This is a genomic window from Pantoea sp. BS_8 (genome assembly GCF_041954965.1).
GTDB classification, from domain to species: Bacteria; Pseudomonadota; Gammaproteobacteria; order Enterobacterales; family Enterobacteriaceae; genus Pantoea; species Pantoea stewartii.
In genome coordinates, this window is the sequence record NZ_JAVAXU010000009.1 from 162,613 (window position 1) to 188,779 (window position 26,167).

Consider the following 26,167-nt stretch of genomic DNA (forward strand, 5'->3'; position numbering starts at 1 on the left):
ATCGCTCCGCGGCAAGTCGATCAGAATGACTGCCAGTTATCCGCTGACGGTGCGGCAGGCACAGGCGTCATAACGGGTTTTTTCAAAGCTGTGCTGCGGGACGTCGCCAGACCTGTGGTCGGCTTTCTGCCCGTGTTAAACACGGAGACCGACTGACGTAACTGCGTAGCCTGATCTTCCAGTGAGGCTGCCGCACTGGCCGATTCCTCTACCAGCGCCGCGTTTTGTTGCGTGACGCCGTCCATTTCCGATACCGCTTTCGTCACCTGTTCAATACCGCGTGTCTGCTCGGCCGAGGCCGAGGCAATCTCAGCCATCAACTGGGTCACGCTGTTAACGGAATGCACAATGCTTCCCATGACATCACCCGCTTCGGAGGCATGAGTCGAACCGCTGTTGACACGCTGCGTCGATTGTTCAATCAGCGTGCGGATCTCCTGCGCCGCGCTTGCACTGCGTCCCGCCAGTGAACGCACCTCACCGGCGACTACAGCAAAACCGCGCCCCTGTTCGCCTGCGCGCGCGGCTTCGACCGCAGCGTTAAGCGCCAGGATATTCGTCTGGAACGCAATGCTGTCGATAATGCCGATGATGCTGGCAATCTGTTTTGAACTTTCACTGATCTGTTCAATATTGGAAATCACCTTCGCCACAATCTGGCCGCCCTGCGACGCCATCACCGCGGCATCGTTCGCCATCGCGGTGGCCTGCTGTGCATTTTCCGCGTTCAGTTTTACTGTCGAGGTCAGTTGCTCCATGCTGGCTGCCGTCTCTTCCAGTGCGGCCGCCTGTTGCTCGGTGCGGGCAGAGAGGTCGATGCTGCCGGCCGACACTTCTGCTGCGCCGGTGAAAATGGACTGTGTTGCATCATCGACAGAACGAATCGTCACCACCAGCGCGCTGCGCATCTCTTCCAGTTGGCTGAGGAGCCGTCCGGTTTCATTGTGACTGTCGCTGGCGATCTCACGGGTCAGATCCCCGGCAGAGATCGCGCGCATGTAGTCGGTTGCCAGAGTCAGAGGTTTCAGCAGCAGTGTCCGCAGGCCAGCCCATACGCTGGCAACGGTCACCAGAGCAATAACTGCGATAATCAACAAGGTCCACAGCATATTGGTGTAGTTGTGATCGTTTTCTGCGGCGATTTCCTTCATCAGCTGATAGTTAGCGCTCCGCCAGGCCTGATAAGCCTTATCCAGCTGATCCTGCGCTTCCTGTGCATCAAGATTGCCGTAAGCCTGATAGTTGTTATTTCGCAGGAACTCGACCGACGCGAGCATGGTATCGTGCATTTTGCTGTAAGCCGTCTGAACGTTTTGGGTCAGTTCCGCATGCTGTCCGGGTAAGGGCGGGGCGGCTTTGTAGGCTGAAAAATACTCATCGGCTTTTTCAGCAGATTGTTTCGCTGTGTCCAGCAGTGTGGCAATTGAGGCCAGAGATGCCGGATCCTTCTGGTTTTTCAGAAAACGAATAGCCACCCGGCTGACGGTGACACGCGTCTTTATCAGCGTCTGCACACTGTCGCTCAGTTGCTGTTGTTGTAGCGTCAGTTGTTCAGTGTGAGAAAAGTTGCGTCCCGCCTGGCTGACAGACGAATAAAAAAGCGACCCGGCAAGCATTAACAGCGCACTGAACAAAAACAATACGGCAATAATGCCCGTTGTAATTTTAAGGTTTTTAAACATGGCGGCGATACCTGATAAACGTGGATACAGGTATATCGGTATTTAACGGATTACCTTAATAGTGACGCCATAAATAATGTGATCTATAACGATTAGTTTAAAAATAAAATGACGCTTTCAGGAAAAGCGTGTTTTTTTAAGGGGTTGGCATAGTCACAAAAACGGGGTGATCAAGGGTCCGTTTATGCAGAAATGTACCGGAAGTTACGTTTTTTCGCGCAATAATAAGATGAAGGCCTGGGTGAGACATTTGCGCGTTAATATTTTTCGCTGCCCTCATACGTGACCGCAATCTGACGTTGTGTCCGTCTTCGCTGTATAAGCCGTGCTTCACAGACAGGGGGCTGAAAATAGGTATGGCAACACCATCTGTTATTTTCCCACTGCTGAGGCCGCTCAGCCGGTTTGCCGCTGAGGGACGTTTCTGACAATCTTCCGCAATGCTTCTTTCCGGATGGCCATTAACCCGAGCGGGCCGTCAGGGTGAAATGGCATATCAGCGTGTTTTTGTCGTTATCCTGCGCATCACCCCCATCCAGATCAAGAAACAAGAATAGTTATCATTTGTATAATTCCTGCCTTAGTTGTTAACGGTTGGGATATATCTGTGAAAATCAAAACACACACCACCTATCGTGTCAGAGGCTACCAGTCTTCTGTTGATCCCGCCTGGCGGCAAAAATTACTAACCATGGGCGTGCTGCCCGGCACGCTGATTGACATTATCCGTACTGCACCACTGGGCGATCCCGTTCATATCCGTACGCGTCGCCTCAGTCTGGCGGTGCGGCAACGCGATCTGGCTTCGGTTCTGCTGGAAGAAGTCCGCTGATGAAAACATTAACCCTGGGTCTGATCGGCAACCCGAATACCGGTAAAACCACGTTATTTAATCAGCTTACCGGGGCCCGCCAGCGCGTAGGGAACTGGGCGGGCGTGACGGTAGAACGCAAGGAAGGGCAGTTCTTTACGGCTGAAACGGATGTACGGCTGGTTGATCTGCCAGGCACGCGCTCGCTTACAACGCTTTCGGCGGACAGCGCCATCGATGAAAGTATCGCCTGTGGGTATCTGTTTGAGGATCACGCCGACCTGGTGATTAATGTGGTAGACAGCTCAAACCTGGAGAGTCATCTTTTCCTGACTTTTCAGCTACTGGAGCTGGGCATGCCCTGTATCGTGGCGTTAAACATGCAGGATATCGCGCTCAGCCAGAATATCATCATCGACAGGGCAGCGCTGTCAGCCCGGCTGGGGTGCCCGGTCGTGGCGCTGACGTCAACACGTGGCGAAGGCATCGCCTCGCTTAAACGCGCCATTGACGACTGGCAGGGAGAAAGACCGCCACAACCTCTGGTTTATCCTCGTGAAATTGAGACGGCCATCGCGCGCCTGCAAACGATGATGCCTGCGGACATCGCCAGGCAAAAGCAGCGCTGGCTGGCGCTACAGCTGCTGGCGGGTGACATTAACAGTCAGCGCATCTGTCCCACAGTCGTCCCCCAACTGCCGGCGATCAGGCAGGCGGCGGGCGGCGATCCGGCAATGCATGTGGTGAACTGTCGTTATCAGGCTATCAACGCGCTCTGCGCCGCGGTCTGTAACCTCAATAAAGCCGCACCCGCTGCGCTGACTGAGTGGCTGGACAACCTTGTGCTGAACCGGTTCCTGGGAATACCGGTTTTTCTGGGCGTGATGTATCTGATGTTTGTGCTGTCAATTAACATCGGTGCAGCCTTCCAGCCTTTGTTCGACAGCGGATCGGTGGCGCTGTTTATTCATGGCGCGCAGTGGCTGGGCTATACCTGCCACTTTCCCGACTGGGTAACGGTCTTCCTTGCGCAGGGCATAGGGGCCGGGATTAACACGGTGTTGCCGATTCTGCCCCAGATCGGCCTGATGTACCTGTTTCTGTCTTTTCTTGAAGACTCGGGATATATTGCGCGTGCAGCGTTTGTAATTGATCGCCTGATGCAGTCGCTGGGTTTGCCGGGAAAATCCTTTGTACCGCTTATCGTCGGGTTTGGCTGCAACGTGCCTTCAGTAATGGGCACGCGTACGCTGGATACACCCCGTGAGCGCTTACTTACCGTGCTAATTGCGCCCTTTATGTCCTGCGGTGCGCGGCTGGCGATTTTTGCGGTTTTCGCCGCCACCTTTTTTGGCGCCTGGCGCGCCAGCCTGGTTTTCTCTCTGTACGTGCTGGGCATTATCGTGGCCATCGTCACTGGGCTTATCCTGAAAAATACGCTGCTACGCGGCGAAGCGTCACCTTTTCTTATGGAGCTGCCGGTCTACCATCGCCCCCATGTGAAAAGCCTGTTGATCCAGACCTGGCAACGTTTAAAGATGTTTATCGTACGCGCAGGTCGCGTCATTATTGTGGTCAGCATGGTGATCGGATTACTCAGCAACTTTTCGTTTAGTGGGGCAACCGTAGACCATATCAATGATTCTGCGCTGGCTACTGTGAGTAAAGTCGTCACGCCAGCCCTGCGACCAGTCGGCGTGACATCAGACAACTGGCAGGCCACGGTCGGGCTGGTGACAGGCATCATGGCGAAAGAAGTCGTGGTCGGTACGCTGAACAGTCTTTATGTCGGCGAAGATGTTCAAAGCGGCGCGTTTCGCCCGCAGGACTTTTCGCTGTCGGGTGAGTTAGGTGACGCGCTGAAAGAAACCGGTGACAGCCTGAAGAGCGCATTCAGCCTGCGTGCGCTGGCCAACCCCATTGAAGCGAGTAAAGGTGACAGCACAATCAATGCGACGCAAATGGGCGTGATGAGTGCGAAATTCGGCAACGGCTTCGCAGCGTACAGCTATTTGCTGTTTGTGTTGCTCTACGTTCCCTGCGTATCGGTGATGGGCGCAATAGCCCGGGAAGCCGGGAAAAACTGGATGCTGTTTTCCTTTTTCTGGGGCCTGAACGTTGCGTACTCCGTTGCTACGCTGTTTTATCAGAGTGTCAGTTTTCGCCTGCATCCGGGGTTTAGCGCGCTGTGCCTGATGAGTGTGGTCGTGCTTAACGGTCTGGTCATTAGCCTGCTGCGCCACGCAGGTGGACGTGCGCGCACGAAGCCGGTTTCCGCACCGCTCACCTCATCGCGTAAGACAGGATGTAGCGGCTGTGCAGGATGTGCTGAGCACCGGCACGCCAGCGACTGAGGACGACGGGGATGCGTGCGGCTGCCCATGATAACCGTGGGCAGACGGAGCCGCCGGAAAGCAATGACGATAAGGTTAGCAGTCTGATCGCACGGCTTCCTCGGGCGCCGTTGAACGAAGAGGCAATGCCGGAAGCATATTTAGCGATTCTCTCCGCCACCCGGGCGGAATCAATCTCACCGCAGAAAGCCAGTCCATGCAGCCCCGGGGTGTGCCAGTCCACGCATATTTTCAGGCGCTGAAATTTTTATATGCCCCAAAAAGTTAAACGTTAATTAAACACTTCTGTTTCTTCTGGCATATTTATTTATTTTTACTGGACACGCGTTGTTTTTTATTAATGTGTCATCTGAAATATGTCGATTTTTATAAGGAAGTTCTTATTAATTTTTTCCGGGAAAAGTGTCTTCCATTTTTCACTTCACTGGCTATTGTCTGAATGTTCTCTTTACGCTTTACATTGCGAAGGTGGCTTATTGCGGAAACGGTCCGCGCCTGAGTAGAGTATCACAGACAGGATCTCTGTATTTCCGCAGGGTTCAGTAACGCCATTTTAAATTACAGAATACTCTTAGTTTTGATGTCATCTTCATGTTTATGCTGTCTTTTATTTTCTGGTTTCATGCTGTACATATTTTGATACAAAAATTGGCGATGTGCATGCAGATGACTGATTTAGAGTAGCGAAAAATTTTTACGAATAAAAATAGCTGGAACTAACCGACACTTTCCCTGCGCTACACTTTAATAAATATGTCACGCCAGAGGTTATATGTTTAATGATCAACACGCCCCTTTAGTGTCATTTATCGTGCCTGTTTATAACGGCGCGATGTTTATTGAACGTTGCGTCGAGAGTATTCTTCAGCAACCTCATGCTGAGCATTGCCAGCTTATTTTAGTCAATGATGGTTCAAGTGATAATTCACTTGAGCTAATGAGAAAATACCAGAATTATCCTGGCGTAGAGATTATAGATAAGCCCAATGGCGGCGTTTCATCGGCACGTAACTGCGGTCTGGATGCTGCGCGTGGCACATTCCTCTCTTTCATTGATGCCGACGACTTTCTGCCTTCAGGTGTGCTGGATACCTGGCTGGGGCTGATGAATGAAGACGTCATTCTGGCCGTAGGCGAATCCCGCACCTTTTCTCATGACGGCGAGCCGCTGTCCGGGGAGCCTGAAGAGACCGCACTGCGCAGTCTGCGCGCTGATAAGGCGATCGGTGAACTGCTCTACTACACGCCGAAACACGGTATCTGTGACAAGTTTTTCCGCCGGACGATCGTGCAACAGCAGCAGTTACGCTTTCGGGAAGATATCTTCAACTTTGAAGATCTGCTGTTTGTGATCAGCTACCTGTCCGGTGCCCCGCAGGGACAGGTCGTGTTCAGCCCTCGGGTCGTCTACCACTATGTTGAGTCACACGATTCGGCAACGCGCTCGGCGCTCAAAGAAAAACACTTCACTTACGTCCGGGCTTTTACAGGGATTAAACGCGTCTTGCTACGGCCGCAGGAACGCTATTACTACTTCTTATTTCTGAAGGTTACGGCCTCGCACATCTATAAAGCCCTGTATAGTGGGACGTTCAGCGCGGCATTCGTCAGGCAGTATATTGAACTTTACCGGCAAAACTATCGTGCCTATATTGTCGCGGGCATGCTCCCAGATGCCTGGAGCCTTTATTTTACGCTTTTCTACCTGTCTCCACGCCTGGTGTCCGGGCTGCGTCATGCCGTACAGACTCTGTTGAGGGCGCGTTCGTGAAACAAAAGCTGCAAAACTCGTTATGGATGATCATTGAGAAGCTGGTTGCGGTATTTGGCCTGATGTTTGTAACGTCCTTCGTCGCTAAGTACGTCGGGCCTGTCACGTTTGGTGTGATCGCCATTTCCATGCTGATATTTCAGTTTATCCAGTCTGTGGCGATGATGGGCTGCGACGTCATCCTGCTCAAGCGCATTGCCCAGAATCACCGTTCTGGCATCCGCCTTATGGTGCCGGCTGTCATTTTGGTGTTTAGCCTTTACTGTGTGCTCTCTACCATTGGCATTGTGGTGATGCGGGAAGAGATGAACTCGCAAGCGTTTGTCTTTATCTGCGCGGCGGCACTGGCTTGTCTGTTCTCGGCTATCGATCTGGTTAATATCTACAATGAAGCGGTGTTGAATGCGAAGCTGAACGTGATGGCTAACCTTACCGGTCTCCTGATCAGTCTGGCTATCCGTTATGGGATTTCCTGGTTCCAGCTCAAACCGGAATTGCTGGCCATTCCCATTGTGCTGGCTACCTTCATTCCTTTTCTGATCAAACTCTGCGTGTTTAGCTGGCACCAACGACGTACGCATGAGAAGCCGCCGCTTCCCCGACTCACTCATATCCGACGTTACAGCGGGTATATTTTGCAGGCCGGACGATCCCTGGTGCTGTCGGTGATTGCGATTACGATTTATACCCGCCTTAACCAGCTCAGCGTTTCATGGTTCTTAGGGTTAAAAGAGGCGGGCATCTTTTCTGTCGCGATGACGCTGTCGGTGGCCTGGGTCTTTTTACCCAACGCTTTACTTGCCTCGTTTTATCCTGCTTTGTTTGCCGAACGTGATCCTGATGTGGCGATTGTCCGCGCGCAGAAGCTACAGCTAATGGTCATTGCCGTGTCGGGGGCCGTTATCGGCGGTATTGCCCTGATCGGCCCCTGGTTTATCCGGCATTTCTACGGCGCAGCTTACACCGAAGCGATTGCTCCGATGGTGTTATTAAGCATCGGCGCCATGTTTGGTGTACTAAGCAGCGTCATGGATCGCTTCATTATTAAATACAATGGCTATCGCTACCTGATCAAAAAAACGTTCTGTGTGCTGGCGGTATGTCTGATCACGACGGTGACACTGGTGCCAGCCTTCGGCATTACTGGCGGCGCCATAAGTGTGGTGATTACTGAGTTTATGGCCTTTACGCTGTTAAACTATTTTTTCCGTGGGCAGCCGATGATGAAAATTCACAAAATATTCATTCAACCCGGAAAACTGTGGTTTCTCATTAATCGCTCGCTCTTTTCTGGGCGGTGATGCAAATATTTCTTAAAGATATGCATTGTAAGACGTTTAAATAAAACGTCTTGAACAGTATCTTTAATATAACGCGTTTTTTATCTGCGCGTGAGTAACGTTAATATCCTGCCATGTGGCGGGAGGATGTACCCTGCCTGTTTGTTTTTTTTTAATTATCGCTTAATAAAAATGAAAGCGTATCTTCATGATCCGAATAATGCCCGTTTACGGTCAGTTTAATTTCGCGCTTTTATAATCTTAGAGTGGGTTAATAAATAATTAGATGCTTATTTTCTTTTCGGTTATCAGGAAAAGGAAAGGCTTTTATTTTCATTATCTTTTTCGCCTTTTTAAGGGCGGCAGGCATTAGGGCTGGTTACGAGGTTTTGAAATGAATGATAAATATTTATTCAGTATAATAATACCTGTTTATAATGCTGAAAAGACGATTATGCGTACCCTGCAAAGTCTTCTCCTTCAGACATGCAAAGATTATGAAGTTATCCTGGTGAATGATGGCAGCAAAGATAACTGCGCCTCTGTTCTTGATGAATTTAAACACTATAAAAATTTTAATGTTATCTCGCAGAGTAATGCCGGCGTCAGCGCAGCGCGAAATGCAGGCCTGGAAGTGGCTAGGGGAGAATACGTTATTTTTGTTGATGCCGATGACTGGGTGGATGATGACTTTCTGGCTATGTTTCATCAGCACCTTTCTCCGAGCGTATCACAACCTGTTGATTTACTGGTGGGGAACCTCAGGTGCTCGCGCGTGGGTAGCCTTTCCACCTACGGCCATTTCGGCCATCAGTCTATTCCTGCTGTGCTGGATGAGCTTGAGTTAAGTGATAACATTGGCTATCTCCATAACAAGTGCTACAGAAGAAAGTTGCTTGAGGATCACCAGCTCCGCTTCACTAAAGGGATATCGATGAGTGAAGACCTGCTGTTTAATCTCAACTGTCTTTACTATGTCGATAATCTGTTTATTTTTGACAGTGCATCTTATCACTATGATGATGTGGAAAACTCGCTGTCGAAAAGACGCGTCCCGTATGAAGAATTGCTGGATCGTAAGCGTTACCTGACTGATCTGTATGAAAGGTTATTTGTTAAATATAAAAACGAGGATTTGTCGCTTTTCTCTACTGGTGTCACCAAACGTAAGCTCACCCTCGATATGCAAATCGTTACTGCCATGTATTACACCACGCTTAACATTAATGAAATCCGGAAAAGTATCAAACGCATCAAAGAGAAACGCTATCCGGCAAACGTACTGGCATTATTAAACAGAAGCGAGAAAGTGAAGTACCACGTCATGAATGTGAATGCCAGAGTGGCTTATCTGGTATTGTATATGCTATTCAGATTACGGTTTTTTTAACTTCCGGCTTTGTCATTCAGTGTCGGGCCCTCGACGGAAATGGCGCATATTTTGGCGAGGTGAATTTCCGTAGGGGGCTCTGTTATCGCGTCAGTATTTTGCTATTCCACGTTGGGTCAAATGTCGCAATGCTGAAAAGGGGCCGCGTTTTCACTGTCGCGTCGGTCCCCGATGCGTGGCAGGCATTGCATTCATTCCGCAGCCTGATCGTGAACGTCATAACGAAGATGACCGCGCGCAAACGCAAGGCGAGGCTGGAGATGGCGTTATGCATTGACCTTCAGGCCCGGAATAGCCGACGCAACCTGCTGAGTCGCTGCGTGAAAGCGTTTCCTTTAAGGTGCACTATTCCCGACGCGTCACAGCACTGGCAGGCCCGGGTGTGACTTCTCAGCACGTCTGAGTGGAAGTTATGGCCACGCGCCCGAATCGTGCTGACGACCTCAGAAAATATCTGCTGTCCATAACGCTTATCCGTCTCGTCGGCCGCTCCGTTTCTGCCACGTATCAGATAACGTCAGCATACTGAAGATCACACCCAGGTGTCTTTGCATGTTCGCCATGAAAAAACGCATTTAGTTCAGCTCTGAATTGCCAGAGGGATCCGAAATGCTCGACGTAGAGACGCGCCTTCAACGTGCTGAGCAGCACGATGTCAGCCCGACATGCTTCTCAGAGTGTAAGTAACATGGAATGTCTTTTTCATTCTTACCGATGCCCGTGCGTCACGAAGCGGTGAGCAGGGGGGAAATCAACGACATGCGGGTCAGATGACTGGTGGCTTTCTGGTTGCGGCAGTGACAGCGTTTGTTGTCGCACAGTTGAAAGCCATCGCTTACGCCAATCGGTTATCACCCAGCCAGGCCGCCGCTTTTTGTGTCGCCAGGCGTCTTTGCGGGGAACAGCAGCAGGCCGATGTTGATGCTGGTCGAAGCGTTCATGGCGAATCCTGAACAGTGAAAAATGTATCATCGCTTTTCTTGTTAAAAGGCAACGCCTCTGAATCCAATACAGGAAAGGGCGCATGACTACAGAGGAGGAGATGGCGAATGCAACCGCTATTACAGGCAGGCTGTCATGCAGAAAGGGCGACTGGTCATGATGAACGTAGAAAATTCACTTTCTGGCGGTGCTAAGGCGCATTATGAGTGCTAAAACGCAAAAACCCCCGCCGAAGCGAGGGTTTCAAATTTGTGGTGCCCGAACCCGGAATCGAACCAGGGACACGGGGATTTTCAATCCCCGTGTTGAAATGTAAAATCCAACGCACAAATGTTATAAAAATGTTTACGCGCACCTGAAATTATTCAGGTGTTAAAATGCATTTAAAATCAATAAATTGTAGCGGCCCTTCAACCGTCAAAGTTATCCCTGTTGTCTCGACTAAGGGGGGAGAAGGTAAATCCACTCAAACCGCTAATCTTGGTGGATTTCTGGCCGATGCCGGCCTGAAGGTTCTCATCATTGATGGCGATCACGCCCAGCCAACGGCCAGCAGTATATTTCCTCTGACTTATGAAGCCCCCTGCGGATTGTATGAACTGCTTATGCAGAATGCAGACCTGTCAGTGGCTGATAACATCATCTCCCGCACCGCCATCGATAACCTTCATCTCATTGCATCGAACGATCCCCGTAATCTCCTCCCGACCCACATGCTTAATGTGCCCGATGGTCGTGTACGTCTGCGCAATGCGCTCTCAGCTCCTTTGTTTAAAAGCTATGACGTGATCCTGATTGATTCACAGGGTGCCAAATCCGTAATGCTGGAGCTGATTATACTGGCTTCGACGGGTGAAATGATTGGCATGGTCAAGCCTGTGCTGCCAGATGTCAGGGAGTTTTTACGCGGAACGGTCGCGCTGATGGAGGACCTGCGTTCCTACTCTGCATTCGGGATAAGACTGCCGGCTGTGCGCATGCTCGTTAACTGCATGAAATATACAGCTCTTGCAAAAACAACCTTTGAGCAGGCCGAAGCCATCATTAACAGCAGAGAGTACAGCGCTCATGCTGATGAAATAGCCATATCCATGCTGCAGACGCGTATTTACGATCTCACCGTCTATGAGCAGGGCCATGCCAGCGGACTCCCCGTTCACCGGCTTGAGAACAAAACGTCCCGCGTCAGCGATTCAGCATTTGACTCTATGCACAAGCTTGCGAGTGAACTGTTCCCCGAGTTCAAAGAGCGTTTTGACGCCTTTGCTGTAAGTGGAGGGTGTCATGTCTGATAACCGCCGAAATATTCCGGGCCTCTATGCACTGGACGCGGAACAGAGCGTCATTGGCGGCCTGATGCTGGACAATGATTGCTGGGATGAGGTTGTCATGCGTCTTGGGCCTGATGATTTCTTTCATAAGGCTCACCGGGAAATATTCAATGCCATGTCGCATCTTGTGGCGGCAGGCAGGCCGATTGACCTGCTAACGCTTACCGAGAGCATTGAAAGCCGGGGCAAGAACCTGCTTGAGCAACTTGGCGGTTTTGCCTATCTGGCTGAGCTCGCCAAAAACACCCCCAGCGTGGCTAACATCACGCACTACTGCGACATCGTGGCCCGCTACAGTCGCGGGCGCCAACTGGCAGCTATCGGTAGTGAGATACATGCGTCAGCCACCGCGCCGGGCGCTGACATCGCGGCCGCGATGGAAACGGCCGAGCGGAAAATCACGCAACTTGCAGAGCGGGCCGAACCACAGCAGGGCGTGACCATCGTTGACGGGCTGGAAAAGCTGGCGGCCGAACTTGAACGACGCTGTCAGACTCCTGACGGCATCACGGGCACGCCAACAGGGTTTGACGACCTGGATGCTTTCACAAGCGGACTTCAGCCGGGTGACCTTGTTCTCGTCGCGGCACGCCCCTCCATGGGAAAAACTGCACTCCTAATTAATATCATCATGAATTCTCTTATGAAAAACGTGGCCTCAAACAGCCAGTTTTACAGCCTGGAGCAGCCTGAAGAACAAATTCTGATGCGCGTGGTTTCGTCGCTTGGCAATGTTGACCTGACCCGTATGAAAAGCGGAATGATGGACGAAGAGGACTGGGCCCGCGTATCGAATGTTTTTAAGTTACTCACAGAGGATATTAAAGATCGTCTGCTCATTGATGACACCAGTGATCTGACGCCAGCCATGCTTCGTGTTCGTGCGCGACGTAATGCCCGCCGCTACGGTAAGCCTGACATCATTGGTCTCGACTACCTTCAGCTCATGCGCTGTCCGGATCAGGAAAACCGCACCCAGGAAATCGCAGAGATATCCCGTTCGCTGAAGGCGCTGGCCAAAGAGATGGGCTGTCCTGTGGTGGCACTTTCACAGCTCAATCGTGCACTGGAAAGTAGGGGCGATAAACGCCCCAACAACGGCGATCTGCGCGATTCAGGTGCGCTTGAGCAGGATGCTGACGTTATCATCTTTGTTTATCGCGATGAGGTCTACAACGCAAACTCCCCGGACAAAGGGCTGGCTGAGCTCATTATTGGCAAGCAGCGTCAGGGGCCAACCGGCACACTGCGCCTGCGCTTTGAAGGCCGCTATACCCGCTTTGAAAATCTTCAGAGCGATGTCGGGAGGTATGTATGAGTAACGTTCGCAACCTGAACCTGGGATCAGCCATGCTGCTGCGGGGAAAATCACCGGCGCAGCAGGGGGATAATGTCTCAGCGGCCCCCTTGCCAGTCAGCGAGATGGCCATGGTGTTGACGCTGGATCAACTTCGTCCGAATCCCGACAATCCGCGCAAAAGCAGAAATCCCCGTTTTGACGAAATTAAAGCGTCAATTCGGGCGAGAGGTCTGGATTCTATCCCCAAAGTTACCCGTGACCCAGAGGGTGACGATATTTATATTTTCAGTGATGGCGGGAATACCCGCTATCAAATCTTATGTGAGCTGTGGCAGGAAACAGGCGAAGAGCGTTTTTATCGTGTTCACACCATATTCAAACCGTGGCCGGGCCGTCTTAAATGTCTGGTTGGCCATCTTGCTGAGAATGAGGTCAGGGGGGATCTGACATATCTGGATAAAGCACTTGGCGTACACAATGCGAGAACTATTCAGGAGGAGTTACTTGGGCATTCTGTTTCGCTTCGTGAACTTTCAGACCTTTTGAATTTAGAGGGTTATCCGATTCATGCATCCAGCATCAGCAGAATGGAGGATACGTTAAAATATCTTTATCCCTCTATGCCTGAGTTACTTGAAAGTGGGCTGAGCCGGAGTCAGGTTATTCCATTACTTAATCTTCGTTCCCTCGCGGAGAAAGTGTGGCTGAAATTTGGATTAGCTGTGGACACGACTGATAATTTTCAGTCAGTTTTTTCTCAGACTTGCAGCCAGTTCAACGACCCTGACAGTTTTACCCTTGAGCATTTTCGTGACGAATTTATTGGTCATCTTATAAAGGCTCTGCCACACCCCAGCCTGAACTATGACCGCTGGCTGATTGAGCTCGACCCTAAGGAACAGAAGCGCCGCGAGCAGTTTGGGGAGCCGCCGGCCATGCCCTCACTTACTCTCAGTCCAGTCCCGGATCGTTCCGGCGGGCACAATGCTCCCCTTACCGTTCTGCCGGATGACACGACTTCCATCACGCCCGTCACCGGCCTGCGCTCAGGCACTCTCACTGGCTCAACCCGCCCCGACCCCGCTCCTGAGCCAGCTGGCCTTACAGTGTTGCCTGACAGCACTGGCATCAGCGCAGGCAGTCTTCCCAGAAGTGAAATCCAGAATGACCTGTTTGGAGGCCGCCCCGTAATTACCGGTGATGCCGTAAGCACAAACAGTGAGCACGGCGTTGATATGGTTTCTTCGGACAGCCTTACCCTTGTTTCTGCCTTCAGCGAGCATGACGATACGGCACCGGTATCAGCCGGGTCTGTGAGCTTTGCCGAAACCGGCCTTGAGCCCGTCAGCGACATCTGGCTGATCCCGGCTATGCAGGATGATGTTGAGCACCTTCAGGACATGGCTTACCGGCTGGTCTTCGAAATTGCCGAGGGGATGGGCTGTGTAAGCGACATCAGTGAGGACAAAAGCCCTGAGTCTGCCGGTTTTTCCGTATCCGGCGGCAGTCGCGAGTTCAGCTTGTTCCTTGCGGGTCTGTCCGGCCGTCTGCCCAATCAGCAGTGCAACATGTTTCTGTTCTGTCTGAACTTCTTTGGTTCACAGGAACCGGCTGATACGCCGGTGTTTGACGACGTCATGGTGGTCAAAATGATGCGCCTTATCCGCGTCATTCGCCGGCTGCGAGAGCTGCAGCGCCTTGCCGCAAAAGGGGGAGAAAATGTCTGATGATTTGAACGACGAAATGGCACAGGCCTGTACGGCCTTATTCATTCAGCGCGGCATTGACGCCGCCCGCTCGCAGTTGCGTTCTCATGAGCCGTCAAATGATTTCTGTGAGTGCTGCGGTGCTGACATTCCCACAGGCCGTCAGCGTGCGATGCCGGGCGCGAAACTTTGCGCAGGCTGTCAGGACTTTAAGGAGAAAAAGAGCCGCCACATGGCGGGCGGTAACAGGAGGGCTCATCATGGCAGATAAGTCAAAACTCACCCGGCGCATCCGTCACCTGATGGCGCTTGGGACGCAGAACAGCAACGATCATGAAGCCGCCCGGGCGGTTGCGCTGGCCCAGCGGCTTATGCGCCGTCACGGCATGACTGACGATCAGATTACGCTGAGTGAGATAGGTGAATCGGTCTGCGAACAACTGATCAGTAACGCTGAGAAAGTGCCCGCCTGGATGCACTCGCTGGCCATAGTGGTATGCATGGCTACAGGCTGCCGGTGCTGGTTCGGCTGGTACGGTTACGTGAGCAAGGGTGGGTTGCGCCTGGTCCGTCGTTCACTCCACTTCTACGGCTTCGGGGAACGTCCCGAGCTGGCCCTCTATATCTATACCGTGCTGCAGCGCAAAGTGCGGGCGGCAACTGATTCGCACATGTCGACTTACCACAGGCAGCGCATTAAGAAGAGTACGCTTCGCGGCCGCGCCGACCAGTTCCGTGAAGGATGGGTCTCCGGCGTGTGGCAGGTTCTGCAGTCTTTTAGTACGCCTGATAGTGAGAATCAGGTGCTACAGCGCTGGCTTGCGCAGCGGCATTCGGGGCAGGCTTTCTCCACGCTTGTCACGCGCGAGGCGAAAAGCTGTCGCGGCGATATGTCGGCACGCACGGCGGGATGGTTCGCAGGCCGTCAGGCCGAACTCAGTCACGGCCTGGCAGGAGCGCAGGCTAATAAGCAGCTTACGGCGGGAGACACACGCAATGATTAACACACTCTTATTGGGGGCCTGCCTGTCAGGCTGGCTTTTTGATGCAATACAGTTGACCAGCCAGGTCAGTACGGGAGGTGGTCTGTGAACCAGCAAAACCTTCCCGGCGCGACAGCCAGTATTCTGAACTCACTGCTCATGGACATCAAATGTGGGAATATCCGCCGCTGCGAATCGATGGGCCTGTCAGTTGAGGAAATTCGCGTGCTCAGCGGCCTAAGCCTCGACGAACTGCATTACATTGGTCAGTCAAAGGTGTCCGTCCTGGACGTCAAATTAAACCACGAGAACTTCTGGCTGATACTCAACCAGGCCCGCAACGAGCAGGCCCGTATGCTGATGATCGACCGCGCCCTTGAGCTGGGTGGCTCTATGGAGCTGATGGACAAATACTTTGGCATGTCACCCTCTGATGTGAGCAGCCGTCGTCGGCTGATGGGCATCGAGAGCCGCCAGGGCCGGACGCAGTCTCTGACCGAGGAGCAGGATGCGCTTCTGTGGAACGAGTGGAAAAACGCTGGAATTGAGTCGCCGGAATCACACAAGGCGCTGGAGGCGATGATGCTAGCGGCAGAGCTTCACGGTCTGTCGCTGACCGCCGTATGGACGAAGGTCTGCCAGTGGTGCCGGGAGGCATTGCATACTTCCTCTTTACCTGCGTTGCGCAAGGGGGCCTGATGCGGTTAAGCGACTTCACCAGGCGTCAGCAGGTCTCCCCGTCGGTACGACGCCGCGCTCAGCAGCTATTCTTGGCGGTCTGCAGCGGTAAAAAGGTGTTCCGGCGACTGGCCCGCAACGGCTACCTCAAGATAGACGTCGGCCCCTGCTGGCGTATTCTCAGCAAGGACGGGGGACGGCAGTGGTGGCTGATGGACCATGAGACGTATAACCGTGAAATACGCCGGTAACGGAAGACCAGCGATGACCAGACAGTGCCGGGTTTATCCCGGCACTGTGCTGTCTCAGGCTAAAAAGGGGAACAAAAAATGAACATACCCGCCGACAGCATCGTGGCGCACACGCTGTCACGTATGGAGAAAAGCCTTGAGCGCAGGGCTGTTAACGGTGAAGCCGGTCAGGAACGGAGCGGCCTGCTGTTTATGGGCAACGTCCACGACGCGTTTCCCCGCCGTTTATTTCTCGACACGCGCCTGTCACCGCTCGATAAAACCGCCTGGGTGATGATACGCCTTTATGCCCAGCAGAATGAGGGGGCGGTTTTTCCGACCTATGACGAACTGCAGGCGCAACTGGCCTCGGCGCATTCCGACAGGGCCTCGCGGGAAACGGTGAGCCGTACTCTGCTGATGCTGCGGCTCACGGGCTGGATAAGCCTGTGCAAAAAGGTGCGCGACGAGGGCGGCCGGGTACGTGGCAACATCTATGCCCAGCACGATGAGCCGCTGGGCTATCGTGATACAGAGACCTTCGACCCGGGCTGGCTGACGCTGGTTGAGCAGAGCTGCCAGAGTAAGAACAAATCCGTGCGCATGACGGCGCTGGCAATCGTTAACGACATTCTCCTGGACAAAAATATGCGCCACCGTCACAGCCGCCTGGCGCTGATTGAAAGTCGCTTGAATGCTCCGTCGACGCCGATCGCCATGGTGCGGAAAAGCGGCTCGGCACTACCGGGTTCGAAAAACGAACTCAGTCAGAAAACTTCTGAAAAATCCCCTTTAACACTGAGTTCGGAATCCGAACTCAGTCATGTGCAGGGTCGAAAATCACTGAGTACGGAATCCGAACTCAGCACGAAATCAGTAACTTACAACAGAGTTCGAAAATCGAACCGTAACGTACGTCCTTTCACACAGAGTGTGATTAAAGAAACGTACGTCCCTGACGCGCCGGTGCTGCCTGACAGCTTTCTGGCCATGCTGAGCAGTGAGGACAGCCAGATGGTCAGCGTGCAGTTCGGTGCGCTGCCGGTGCAGGTGGCTGACGCGCTGAGCGGCCTGCTGCAGGAACAGCTGCGCAAAGGCCGCTTGGCGAATCCAGCCGGCTGGATGTTCGCCATGCTGAAACGCGCCAGACAGGGCGAATTCCGGCCGTCTGAAGCTCCTGCGACGCATTCTACGCAGGGCTCTGCAAAGCCTGTAAACACTGGTGCAGGCAGGTCTTCGCCAAAATCGGAGGCAAAACATACGGCTCCTGTCCTGCCTGAAAACCGTGCGACCGCTGAACAGGTCAGCGCTGCGATCGCCGCTATCAGACGACAGTTCAGTTAACTGAGTTGTTTATGTTGGTCAAATATTCTGCGATTTATAAAAGTCGATGTAAGGGAGCGGAGTGGCGGTCAAATAACAACCAGTGTTGCGGGGCGCAACAGTGGTCAAATAATAACCAGTGTTGCGGGGCGCAACAGCGATCAAATAACAACCAGTGTTGCGGGGCGCAACAGCGGTCAAATAGCAAACAGAGATGCGGAGCGCAACAGTGTCTAAATATAATCAGCTCAGCTGGTGCTTTAGGGTCTTGAGATTTACTGATAATAATTAGCGGTTTGGAATTATGAGTTTCAGGCTGTTGTAAAACCTGATAATTCAGGACTATGTCGCCTCATCTTAACTGACGGCAGGTGACAACAATGGCTGATAAAACGGACAAGCGGACGGGCGCATTGCAGTCCGAAATGACGATAGCGCTTCATACTAATTATGCAATTGGACTCTGGCAGGGACGCAAACCTGAAAAGAATGAGTCTGATAAGCCCGGGCGACACGGGATCATCGGTATGCCTCAGTTTTTCCAGAGAGCAGGCCAGATAAATCAGGATTCGCTCAGGAATAACCCCTGGGCAGATCAGGCGATGTACCAGCTTGAAGAAAAAATAAGGTCTGCTTCTGAAGCCATGACTTCTCTGCTGGAACAGATTGATAAAGACATGAGCATGCTGCCTAAAGGTGTGTCGGTCAGCGACGTTGAATCAGCTGAGCCACTCGACATTAATGTCTTTACCCGAACCCCTCTGGGTTATCGCTGTGTATTCCTGCTCATGGGATTCGATCAGTTTGCCAAAAAGGTTTTGCAGGCATCACATTACGGTCTTATAACACGTTCTAAAAGAGATCAGTATCTGAGCGAAGGTGGTCGTCTTCTACGACAGATTTACGGTGCGGTACTTTCATACCGTCATGTTGACGCCACTCGTATCGATGCCGCTGAAGATAATGAAACCTGGCGAAAAGCTTGCGAAGCAGCTGGTGAACCCGACCGGGCCGTTCTGCTCGGTGACAAACGCTCGGCGTTCTCCCCGCCAGTTAATGAAGCCAGCGTGAACCTTCTGCGCCTGCGCTATAAAGCTGGCCAGTAAGCGGGGGGCCGGTGATGCGGTTATTCTTGTGCGAAAAACCCTCCCAGGGCCGCGATCTGGCCGGGGTACTGGGCGCGACCCGCCGGGGTGACGGTTTTATGACGGGTAACGGCGTGACGGTCACCTGGGCGGTCGGTCATCTGCTGGAGACCGCGCCCCCAGAGGTCTATGGCCAGCAGTACGGCAAGCCCTGGTCGCTGTCTGCGCTGCCAATCCTCCCTTCAGCGTGGCAGGTTGTCGTTAAAAAGGACACGCAGGATCAGTTCAAAGTCATTGAGAAACTGCTCAGGGTGGCAGATGAAGTGGTGATTGCCACCGACGCCGATCGCGAAGGTGAAGTCATCGCCCGCGAACTGCTGGACTACTGCGGCTGGGAGGGGAAAATTCTGCGCCTGTGGTTCTCGGCTTTGGACGAGCTCAGCGTCCGGGCTGCTCTGAGCGACCTGCGTCCGGGACAGGCTTCGGTCGGGATGTACCATGCCGGGCTGGGTCGTTCACGCGCGGACTGGCTGGTCGGCATGAACCTGTCCCGGCTGTATACCCTCCGGGCAGCCGAAGCAGGTTTTGAGGGCGTGGTCTCAGTCGGTCGGGTACAGACGCCCACGCTGGCACTGGTTGTTCGTCGGGACCGTGAGATTGCCGCTTTCGTGCCGAAGCCCTACTGGCAGGTTAAGGCAACGCTCAGCGCCTCAGGTGTCAGTTTTCAGGCGTCATGGGTGCCGGCCGCCGTCTATGCGGATGAGGAAAAGCGCTGTATTCTTCAGAATATTGCTCAGCAGGTGGCGCAGCTCTGCCGTCAGGCGGGTGTCGCTACGGTGACGGAGTACGAAACAAAACGCGAGAAAGAGCCCGCCCCGCTGGCTTTTTCACTGGGAACGCTGCAGCGGGCCTGCGGCAAGATGTGGAATATGTCGCCACAGCAGGTGCTGGACACTGCTCAGAGCCTGTATGAAAAGCATAAGGCCACAACCTATCCCCGCACAGACTGCGGCTGGCTGCCGGAATCAATGCGGGAAGAAATCCCGGCCGTGTTTGATGCCATGGCGCGGACTGACCCCTCACCTGAGTTCGCATCCCTGCTTTCACAGCTGGACAGAGGATTTGTTTCCCGCATCTGGAACGATAAAAAAATCACGGCGCACCACGGCATTATCCCCACACGCAATGCCGTTCAGCTGTCCACCCTGACTGAGACTGAGCGTCAGGTTTACCTGCTTATCCGCCGCAACTACCTTGCCCAGTTCCTTCCACTCAGTGAATCGGACGCAACGCGTATTTCCTTTGATATCGGTGGCCAGCTGTTCCGCACGACTGGCCGCACTGAAGTCTTAAAGGGCTGGAAACTGCTGTTTACAAAGGATGAAGAGGATAAGAAAGTTAATGACGAAGAGAGCGCAGGAGCCCTTCCACCGCTCAGCAAAGGGTCACAGTGCGGCGTTACTGGCGCAGACGTTAAACAGCTGATGACCCAGCCGCCTGCGCACTACAGCTTTGACACGCTGATTGGTGCCATGATGAACGCCGCTACTTATGTCGCGGACCTTCAGCTGCGTAAAATCCTCAAAGAAAACGCCGGGCTCGGCACTGAAGCAACGCGTGCCGGCATCATCGAGCAACTGCTCAGCCGTCGTTTCATCACGCTCAAAGGCAGCAAACTGCTGGCAACAGAACTGGGGGCGGACGTCATTGATGCCCTGCCAGCGCAGCTGACCGACCCGGGTATGACTGCGCTCTGGGAGCAGGCGCTTGATGAAGTGGCTGCCGGCCGTATGAACCTGAACGACTTTCTGCAGCGTCAGACCGCCTGGACCTCGACGCTGGTCAGCCAGGGAATGCAGCAGCGCATCAGCATCCGGGTGCCGCCTTCGCCTCCGTGCCCGCTCTGCGGCAGCAAAACTGCCCTTCGCAGAAGCCCTAAAGGAGAATTCCGCAGTTGTACGCGTTACCCGGAATGCAAAGGCATCATCAGTCTGGATTCAGGCAGGCGTAAAAGCCCCGCCCGCGCTAAGTCGCCAAAAACAAAAAAGAATTAACCCGTTTTATCCGATTGCGGGCGGGTAGCGCCTTTGTTATTGTGACGCCGGCTCTGAAGCCGCACCCCGTGACTGCGGGCTCCGTTAGCATCTAATGCATGTGTTGCCGGAGTACAGACTGACCGCCCATGCACACACCTGAGCGTGAGACGGTAAGGCACGAAAACTCCGTGAAACCCGTGCCGGGCGCTGAACACGCCAGCGGAGCAACTGCCTCAGGCAGGTTAACAAAAGGTCGATGGTGCAGACCCCGATGGCGGTGCCGAGAGGTGCCGCTTTTTATTATCCGCGCACTGATGAATTTTTATACGCGGCCAGATTGACAAGCGCCGCGTGTGCGTGAAAGATAAAGAGGCTAAACGTTGTCCTTCCGACAACTGCCAATGTTCCGGTGATTTGAGAGGAACGCCTTCGGGTAATCACATGCCAATGCCATCACAACCTGAGAGATGGCGCTTTCGGGCGGTTTAAACCTGTTTAACCTTTGCAAACAGGTGCCTTTTAAGGTCAAGGTCCACTTCACCAATACAGCCTGTCGGCAGTTATCTGCTGACCCCCTGCGGGAAACTCTCTCCCGCACGGGACTGATGTTTCTCCGCACCCTGTTTCGTTTTACTCCGGAGATAACATCATGACTGCAACTGCAAACACCCCTGCTTCAAACAACACTGCCTCTGCTGGCTCTGTCACTACCGGCAACAACCAGAAAGAGTATTTCAACCTCAACGTCAGTGGTATCGGCTACCTCAGTTCGATTCGTCGTCTTGAGGGGCAAAAAGGTGAATTTACCTGCGCCGTTATCAATGCCCTGACTGGTCCGACTGACAGTGCATCCTATACCCGCTTCGACATTACTGTATCGGGTAAAGAAGCGACCTCCCTCATCAACCGTTGCCAGAAAGCCGTTGATGAAGAGGAAAAAGTCCTGATTGGATTTGTCCTCAGTGGCCTGAAAGCCGATGTGTTTACCCTGCAAAGCGGTGAGCACGCCGGTGAATCACGTCCCTCCCTGAAGGCTCGCCTGATAAAGGTCGAGTTCATCAAAAAGGGGCAGGACATTGTTTACAAGGCTCCTAACGCTTCCCAGACGCCAGAAACCGGTCCGGCCACTCAAAAGGCTTACGATCCGGAATCTTTCTAAGCGTCACGGACACACCGCCGGAACACATCCCGGCGGGTGTGTTCCTCTCAACCCCATTTCTAAGAGGAATTCATTATGTCCGCACGCGGCGTCAACAAAGTTATCCTGGTCGGCAACCTCGGTCAGGACCCTGATGTTCGTTACATGCCAAACGGCACTGCAGTGACCAGTCTTTCTCTGGCCACCTCAGAAACCTGGCGTGACAAACAGACCGGTGAAAACCGGGAAAAAACCGAATGGCATCGTGTCGTTCTGTTTGGAAAGCTGGCTGAAATTGCCGGTGAATACCTGCGTAAGGGTTCACAGGTCTATATCGAAGGCAAACTCAGAACACGGGAATGGCAGGATAGCGAAGGTACTAAACGCTATACGACCGAAATCGTGGTTGATGTAAACGGAACAATGCAGATGCTGGGCGGGGCTAAAAGCAGCACCAACACCAGTGGAAACAATAAGCCGTCAGGCCAGCAGAGCGGATGGGGTCAGCCACAACAGCCTCAGCCTTCTCAGGCACAACAGACGGCTCCGAGTAATCCGGCGAACGAGCCGCCAATGGACTTTGACGATGACATACCGTTCCTCGGACACGGCTATGGAGTCTGCCGTAAGGCCATTTACGCAATTTCGTAAAGGATTCATTAGGTTACACCCTCGCGGCGCCAGTTTTTTCTGGCGCTTTTTTATTCTATAATGATATTCATAAATCAGGAATGTCACTGGAGATCAACCATGAATACACGATATGAAGCCGATGTTGTTGCCTGGGCACAGGAGCAGGCGGCTTTACTGCGTGCGGGTCGTTTCTCTGAGATTGATATTGCTAATATCGCCGAGGAGATCGAAGACGTGGGCAAAAGCGAAAAGCGTGAATTAGCCAGTCGTATGGCGGTTCTGCTTGCACATCTTCTCAAATGGAAGTTCCAGTCTGGACGCCGAGGATCAAGCTGGCAACGTACCATTAAAGAGCAGCGTAAAGCTCTGGCGTTGCATATAAAAGGTACGCCGAGTCTGAAAGTGGCACTGGCCGATCCAGACTGGATTGCGACCGTCTGGGCCGATGCTGTCTCTTCTGCCGCTCAGGAAACGCAACTTGATGTGTTTCCTGAAGACTGTATCTGGGATATGGGGCAGATCCTGTCTCTGGAGTTCTATCCGGAATAAAACTGCCGCTGTTTCGTCACGGATCAACACAGCCAGCTTATGCTGGCTTTTTATCATCTTTGATAAGAGAATGTGGTAGATCAAGTTAACGCAGCAAGTTCGTTACTATCGCCATTGTAATTATATCTTATTGAAATCAATAAGATGCAAGATCATTGCTTTAGCCATTAAGATTATATAGATTGATGTTTAAGGAAAAGTTCAAGTGCCCCCCTCTGGAGAACTCACCTGAGCATTAGTGTTAATTTTCATCCATAACAAGGAAACAGAATGGAAGAGCGTGTTTATCATTTTAATGAGTCAACTTCTGGTTTTGATATCATTGAGAAATTAGTCGAAATAATTAGCTCCTGTGATTTAGAAGACTCTACTCTTAGTTATTTATTAAGTTGTGGCTCAGAAGTAGTTTTAAATTCCATGCAACATGGTTACCCTGACACTTACAGATCAAAAGAGAAAAATATCTTTTCTGTATATGTTAATTATGATGATGACGCTCTTGAACTTGTTCTATTAGATTATGGTGCTACCATACCGGTTACAATATTAAATAAACTGCCTGCTTTAGCCACAACTCAGCAAGATGATCAAATTTTGAATATGGCTATGGCTGGTGAACTTGATTTAGGGGGATTCAGAGGGAAGGGACTACCCTCGTTGCTAGGGGCACTTGAAAATGAAAATATATTAAACTTAAAGATACATTCTGGAATTGCATATTTTGAGGCGAATTCAGCGGGCAAGATCCTTTTTCAAAAGAAGAACGATTTAGTAAAAGGGACGAAAGTTACCTTCAAAGTCACCAGCAAAAATTTTCACGACGAGCCAGAAGCAAAATCAATCACTCTCGTTCTTTCAAAGACACTTAGATCAATTCCTTTTGGGCGTTATAAATCAGATAGTTCGTCCAGCGGTCAACATTTGAGAGAAGACCATCTTGTACCAGCTCTTGAAAAATATGATTTAGTAAACCTTGAATTAGACGGGCCCTCTACTTGCGGGTCATCTTTCCTTGAAGAAGCTTTCGGTGGTTTAGTCCGTGAAAACGGTTATGATATAGATGTGCTCTTATCAAAATTAAACATCATAAGTGATAAACCTTTTTTGACCGAACAAGCCATTAGATATATTAAAGGTGCGAAATAATGGATTATGAAAAAATAGCTATTGCTGTTACATCAGCTTTAATTGGCGGCTTGGTGGTTATATTTACAAACTGGTGGCGTACAAGATATACAGTGAAAGCACAGGACTTTTCTAAAAGAGTCGAAGAGGTACTAAAAAAAATAGAATCCTTAGAAGAAATGTCTTGCTCTTACTGGTCGTCAACTAACAAAGAAAACAAAGAAATTACAGAGGCAAAAATATTGGGAAGGCAAGGTCAGGTTGGAATGCTCATCAACCATCTCGCCAAGGAGTATAAGATTCACCCACTAAATAAGATTGAAGAAAAATATTTGGATCTATGTGATGCTTGTACGGGGGCGGAATTTAATAGCGCGGGACTAAACAAAGCTAAAATACCCGCATATATACAGAAAGTATTAGATCACTCAGAAAAGCTAAAAATTGAGTTATTCGAATCGCGAACAAAAAAGTATTAGCTCGCTACCTAAATGAAAACACTGCTAGGTCACAAAACTTGTTTTTGGGGCTTGCGGTGTTCCCACGTGGTGATATTCAGTGGAGTCATATTGCTGCGAAAAAAAATCTCCCACGGACGGTTAAGTCATTTACACATTTCGTAAGATAAGTTCTTTGCGTAGAGCATCAATCCATTTGTCCGCTAACCCCTTTTATGAAAGCGCAAGCTGTAAATTATCGCTTCTTTCTCTCAATGCCCGCCCCGAGTTTTTTTGTTAGATTCCCGGTCAGAGTTTTGAATTGTCCGGTTTTACGCCACAGCCAGAATAGCAATCCTGATTAAGACTATTCCTGGGGTGGAACCTGATGGCAGTACCTTCCGGACAGGCCGGTAAACGTGCCGGCATCATTGCCTGCACTGTGATGCTGGCAGGCTGTGTGAATGCAGCCGCGACAGACAACGCATCGGTGTATTCCCGCAGCCGCACACCGGCCCGGTTTGATGATATCTACCGCAACCGCTCGCCTGAGGTGGTGCGCTACGATCGCTATACCCTGGTCAGCACCCGCCCTGCCGATGCGCAGTTGGACCCGCTGAATCAGGTTGTCGATATCACTATGCCGGCGCAGCTGGTCAGCACGGTCGGTGAAGGATTCCGCTATCTGCTGCTTGAGTCAGGCTATTCACTGTGTTCAGCAACGACCGCTGCATTTTCTGAACTTTTAAGCCGCCCGCTGCCCGCCGTTCAGCGCACCATCGGCCCGCTGAAGCTCAGCGAAGCGCTTCAGGTTGTCGCGGGTCCCGCCTGGCGTCTGAAGGTGGACGAAGTAAACCGTGAGGTCTGCTTCGAGCTCCGTGACCAGTACCGCAGTTTTTCAGCGCCGGCTGCCAGCCTTCCGGCCATTCGCCCTGCGGTCAGCGCCCCTGTTACCAGGCCATACGCAGCTCCCGTTGTGCAGACTAAAGCCCTATCAGTACAGACGCCTGCACCCGGGCTTGCCAGAAACCCTTTCACCGGCGATGTGGTCACACCCTCAGGGCTTAAACCGCAGAGCCTCAGCGTACCCTCACCGGTACTGCAGCAGAGTCAGTCGTCAGTAACCTCCGGAAATTTAACGGCCCATTCTCAAAAGCCAGCCTCTTTAGTTTCAGCGGGAACCGCAGCTGCTGCACACACAACGGCGAAGCAGAATCGCGCCGTCATTACGCCGACAGACGTCAAAACCAAAACTGCCCCCCTGACTACAGTGAATGCCGCACCAAAAGCCTCTGCCGTCGTGCATCAGCAGCCGTCCACGGCTGTCACACCGGCACCCGCTGCGGACAGCCGTATCGTACCCACTTATTCGACGGGTACGCT

Annotated in this window: 22 protein-coding genes; 21 read left to right on the plus strand and 1 reads right to left on the minus strand. The window is 52.1% G+C overall.

The window, feature by feature from the left end; genetic code table 11:
• Nucleotides 1–20: 20 nt before the first annotated feature.
• The gene (locus RAC65_RS16625; protein ID WP_375096903.1) at nucleotides 21–1,682 is read right to left on the minus strand and encodes a methyl-accepting chemotaxis protein; all 1,662 of its coding nucleotides are present in this window, start codon (nucleotides 1,680–1,682) and stop codon (nucleotides 21–23) included.
• 607 nt (nucleotides 1,683–2,289) lie between these two features.
• On the opposite strand from RAC65_RS16625, the gene RAC65_RS16630 reads away from it, so the two are divergent.
• The 21 genes from RAC65_RS16630 to RAC65_RS16730 form a co-directional block, all read left to right on the plus strand.
• Nucleotides 2,290–2,514: a FeoA domain-containing protein gene (locus RAC65_RS16630; RefSeq protein ID WP_033739127.1), complete on the plus strand. Its 225-nt coding sequence runs from the start codon at nucleotides 2,290–2,292 to the stop codon at nucleotides 2,512–2,514.
• Nucleotides 2,514–4,847 (plus strand): Fe(2+) transporter permease subunit FeoB, encoded by a 2,334-nt coding sequence (feoB, locus tag RAC65_RS16635; RefSeq protein ID WP_375096904.1) that lies wholly within the window; start codon nucleotides 2,514–2,516, stop codon nucleotides 4,845–4,847. Before RAC65_RS16630 ends, feoB begins: the two co-directional genes overlap by 1 nt.
• 772 nt (nucleotides 4,848–5,619) lie before the next feature.
• Nucleotides 5,620–6,618: a glycosyltransferase family 2 protein gene (locus RAC65_RS16640; protein ID WP_375096905.1), complete on the plus strand. Its 999-nt coding sequence runs from the start codon at nucleotides 5,620–5,622 to the stop codon at nucleotides 6,616–6,618.
• The gene (locus RAC65_RS16645) at nucleotides 6,615–7,919 is read left to right on the plus strand and encodes an oligosaccharide flippase family protein (RefSeq protein ID WP_039338998.1); all 1,305 of its coding nucleotides are present in this window, start codon (nucleotides 6,615–6,617) and stop codon (nucleotides 7,917–7,919) included. The genes RAC65_RS16640 and RAC65_RS16645 overlap by 4 nt, the downstream gene beginning before the upstream one ends.
• A gap of 373 nt (nucleotides 7,920–8,292) precedes the next feature.
• A complete protein-coding gene (locus RAC65_RS16650; RefSeq protein ID WP_205955872.1) occupies nucleotides 8,293–9,288 on the plus strand; it encodes a glycosyltransferase in 996 nt (331 codons plus the stop codon).
• A 1,319-nt stretch (nucleotides 9,289–10,607) separates the two neighbouring features.
• Nucleotides 10,608–11,522 (plus strand): ParA family protein, encoded by a 915-nt coding sequence (locus RAC65_RS16655; RefSeq protein WP_375096906.1) that lies wholly within the window; start codon nucleotides 10,608–10,610, stop codon nucleotides 11,520–11,522.
• Nucleotides 11,515–12,879: an SPI-7-type island replicative DNA helicase gene (gene dnaB-PI / locus RAC65_RS16660; RefSeq protein ID WP_375096907.1), complete on the plus strand. Its 1,365-nt coding sequence runs from the start codon at nucleotides 11,515–11,517 to the stop codon at nucleotides 12,877–12,879. Before RAC65_RS16655 ends, dnaB-PI begins: the two co-directional genes overlap by 8 nt.
• Nucleotides 12,876–14,588, plus strand: coding sequence for a ParB family protein (locus RAC65_RS16665; RefSeq protein ID WP_375096908.1), 1,713 nt, complete (start codon nucleotides 12,876–12,878; stop codon nucleotides 14,586–14,588). The genes dnaB-PI and RAC65_RS16665 overlap by 4 nt, the downstream gene beginning before the upstream one ends.
• Nucleotides 14,581–14,838 carry a TraR/DksA C4-type zinc finger protein gene (locus RAC65_RS16670; protein WP_375096909.1) on the plus strand — a complete coding sequence of 86 codons (258 nt, stop codon included), beginning with the start codon at nucleotides 14,581–14,583 and terminating at the stop codon, nucleotides 14,836–14,838. The genes RAC65_RS16665 and RAC65_RS16670 overlap by 8 nt, the downstream gene beginning before the upstream one ends.
• Entirely contained in the window at nucleotides 14,828–15,571 is a 744-nt protein-coding gene (locus RAC65_RS16675; RefSeq protein ID WP_375096910.1) for a DUF2786 domain-containing protein, read from the plus strand. Before RAC65_RS16670 ends, RAC65_RS16675 begins: the two co-directional genes overlap by 11 nt.
• Before the next feature lie 84 nt (nucleotides 15,572–15,655).
• The gene (locus RAC65_RS16680; RefSeq protein ID WP_375096911.1) at nucleotides 15,656–16,249 is read left to right on the plus strand and encodes a DUF2857 domain-containing protein; all 594 of its coding nucleotides are present in this window, start codon (nucleotides 15,656–15,658) and stop codon (nucleotides 16,247–16,249) included.
• Nucleotides 16,249–16,479, plus strand: a complete 231-nt coding sequence (locus RAC65_RS16685) for a hypothetical protein (RefSeq protein ID WP_029569407.1) — start codon at nucleotides 16,249–16,251, stop codon at nucleotides 16,477–16,479. The genes RAC65_RS16680 and RAC65_RS16685 overlap by 1 nt, the downstream gene beginning before the upstream one ends.
• A 78-nt stretch (nucleotides 16,480–16,557) precedes the next feature.
• Complete coding sequence (locus RAC65_RS16690) at nucleotides 16,558–17,802, plus strand: STY4528 family pathogenicity island replication protein (RefSeq protein ID WP_375096912.1); 1,245 nt, start codon at nucleotides 16,558–16,560, stop codon at nucleotides 17,800–17,802.
• A gap of 359 nt (nucleotides 17,803–18,161) precedes the next feature.
• Nucleotides 18,162–18,887, plus strand: coding sequence for a PFL_4669 family integrating conjugative element protein (locus RAC65_RS16695; RefSeq protein ID WP_375096913.1), 726 nt, complete (start codon nucleotides 18,162–18,164; stop codon nucleotides 18,885–18,887).
• A gap of 14 nt (nucleotides 18,888–18,901) precedes the next feature.
• Complete coding sequence (locus RAC65_RS16700) at nucleotides 18,902–20,920, plus strand: DNA topoisomerase III (RefSeq protein ID WP_375096914.1); 2,019 nt, start codon at nucleotides 18,902–18,904, stop codon at nucleotides 20,918–20,920.
• Nucleotides 20,921–21,551: 631 nt separating this feature from the next.
• A complete protein-coding gene (locus RAC65_RS16705; protein WP_194761733.1) occupies nucleotides 21,552–22,061 on the plus strand; it encodes an STY4534 family ICE replication protein in 510 nt (169 codons plus the stop codon).
• Between the two features lie 75 nt (nucleotides 22,062–22,136).
• Nucleotides 22,137–22,691 (plus strand): single-stranded DNA-binding protein, encoded by a 555-nt coding sequence (locus RAC65_RS16710; protein WP_325992165.1) that lies wholly within the window; start codon nucleotides 22,137–22,139, stop codon nucleotides 22,689–22,691.
• Nucleotides 22,692–22,790: 99 nt separating this feature from the next.
• A complete protein-coding gene (locus tag RAC65_RS16715; RefSeq protein ID WP_375096915.1) occupies nucleotides 22,791–23,222 on the plus strand; it encodes a DUF29 domain-containing protein in 432 nt (143 codons plus the stop codon).
• A 270-nt stretch (nucleotides 23,223–23,492) separates the two neighbouring features.
• The gene (locus RAC65_RS16720) at nucleotides 23,493–24,368 is read left to right on the plus strand and encodes an STAS-like domain-containing protein (protein WP_375096916.1); all 876 of its coding nucleotides are present in this window, start codon (nucleotides 23,493–23,495) and stop codon (nucleotides 24,366–24,368) included.
• Nucleotides 24,368–24,826 (plus strand): hypothetical protein, encoded by a 459-nt coding sequence (locus tag RAC65_RS16725; RefSeq protein ID WP_375096917.1) that lies wholly within the window; start codon nucleotides 24,368–24,370, stop codon nucleotides 24,824–24,826. Before RAC65_RS16720 ends, RAC65_RS16725 begins: the two co-directional genes overlap by 1 nt.
• 346 nt (nucleotides 24,827–25,172) lie before the next feature.
• Nucleotides 25,173–26,167, plus strand: a 995-nt coding sequence (locus tag RAC65_RS16730) for a pilus assembly protein PilL (RefSeq protein WP_375096918.1), incomplete at its 3' end; no start/stop codon positions are given.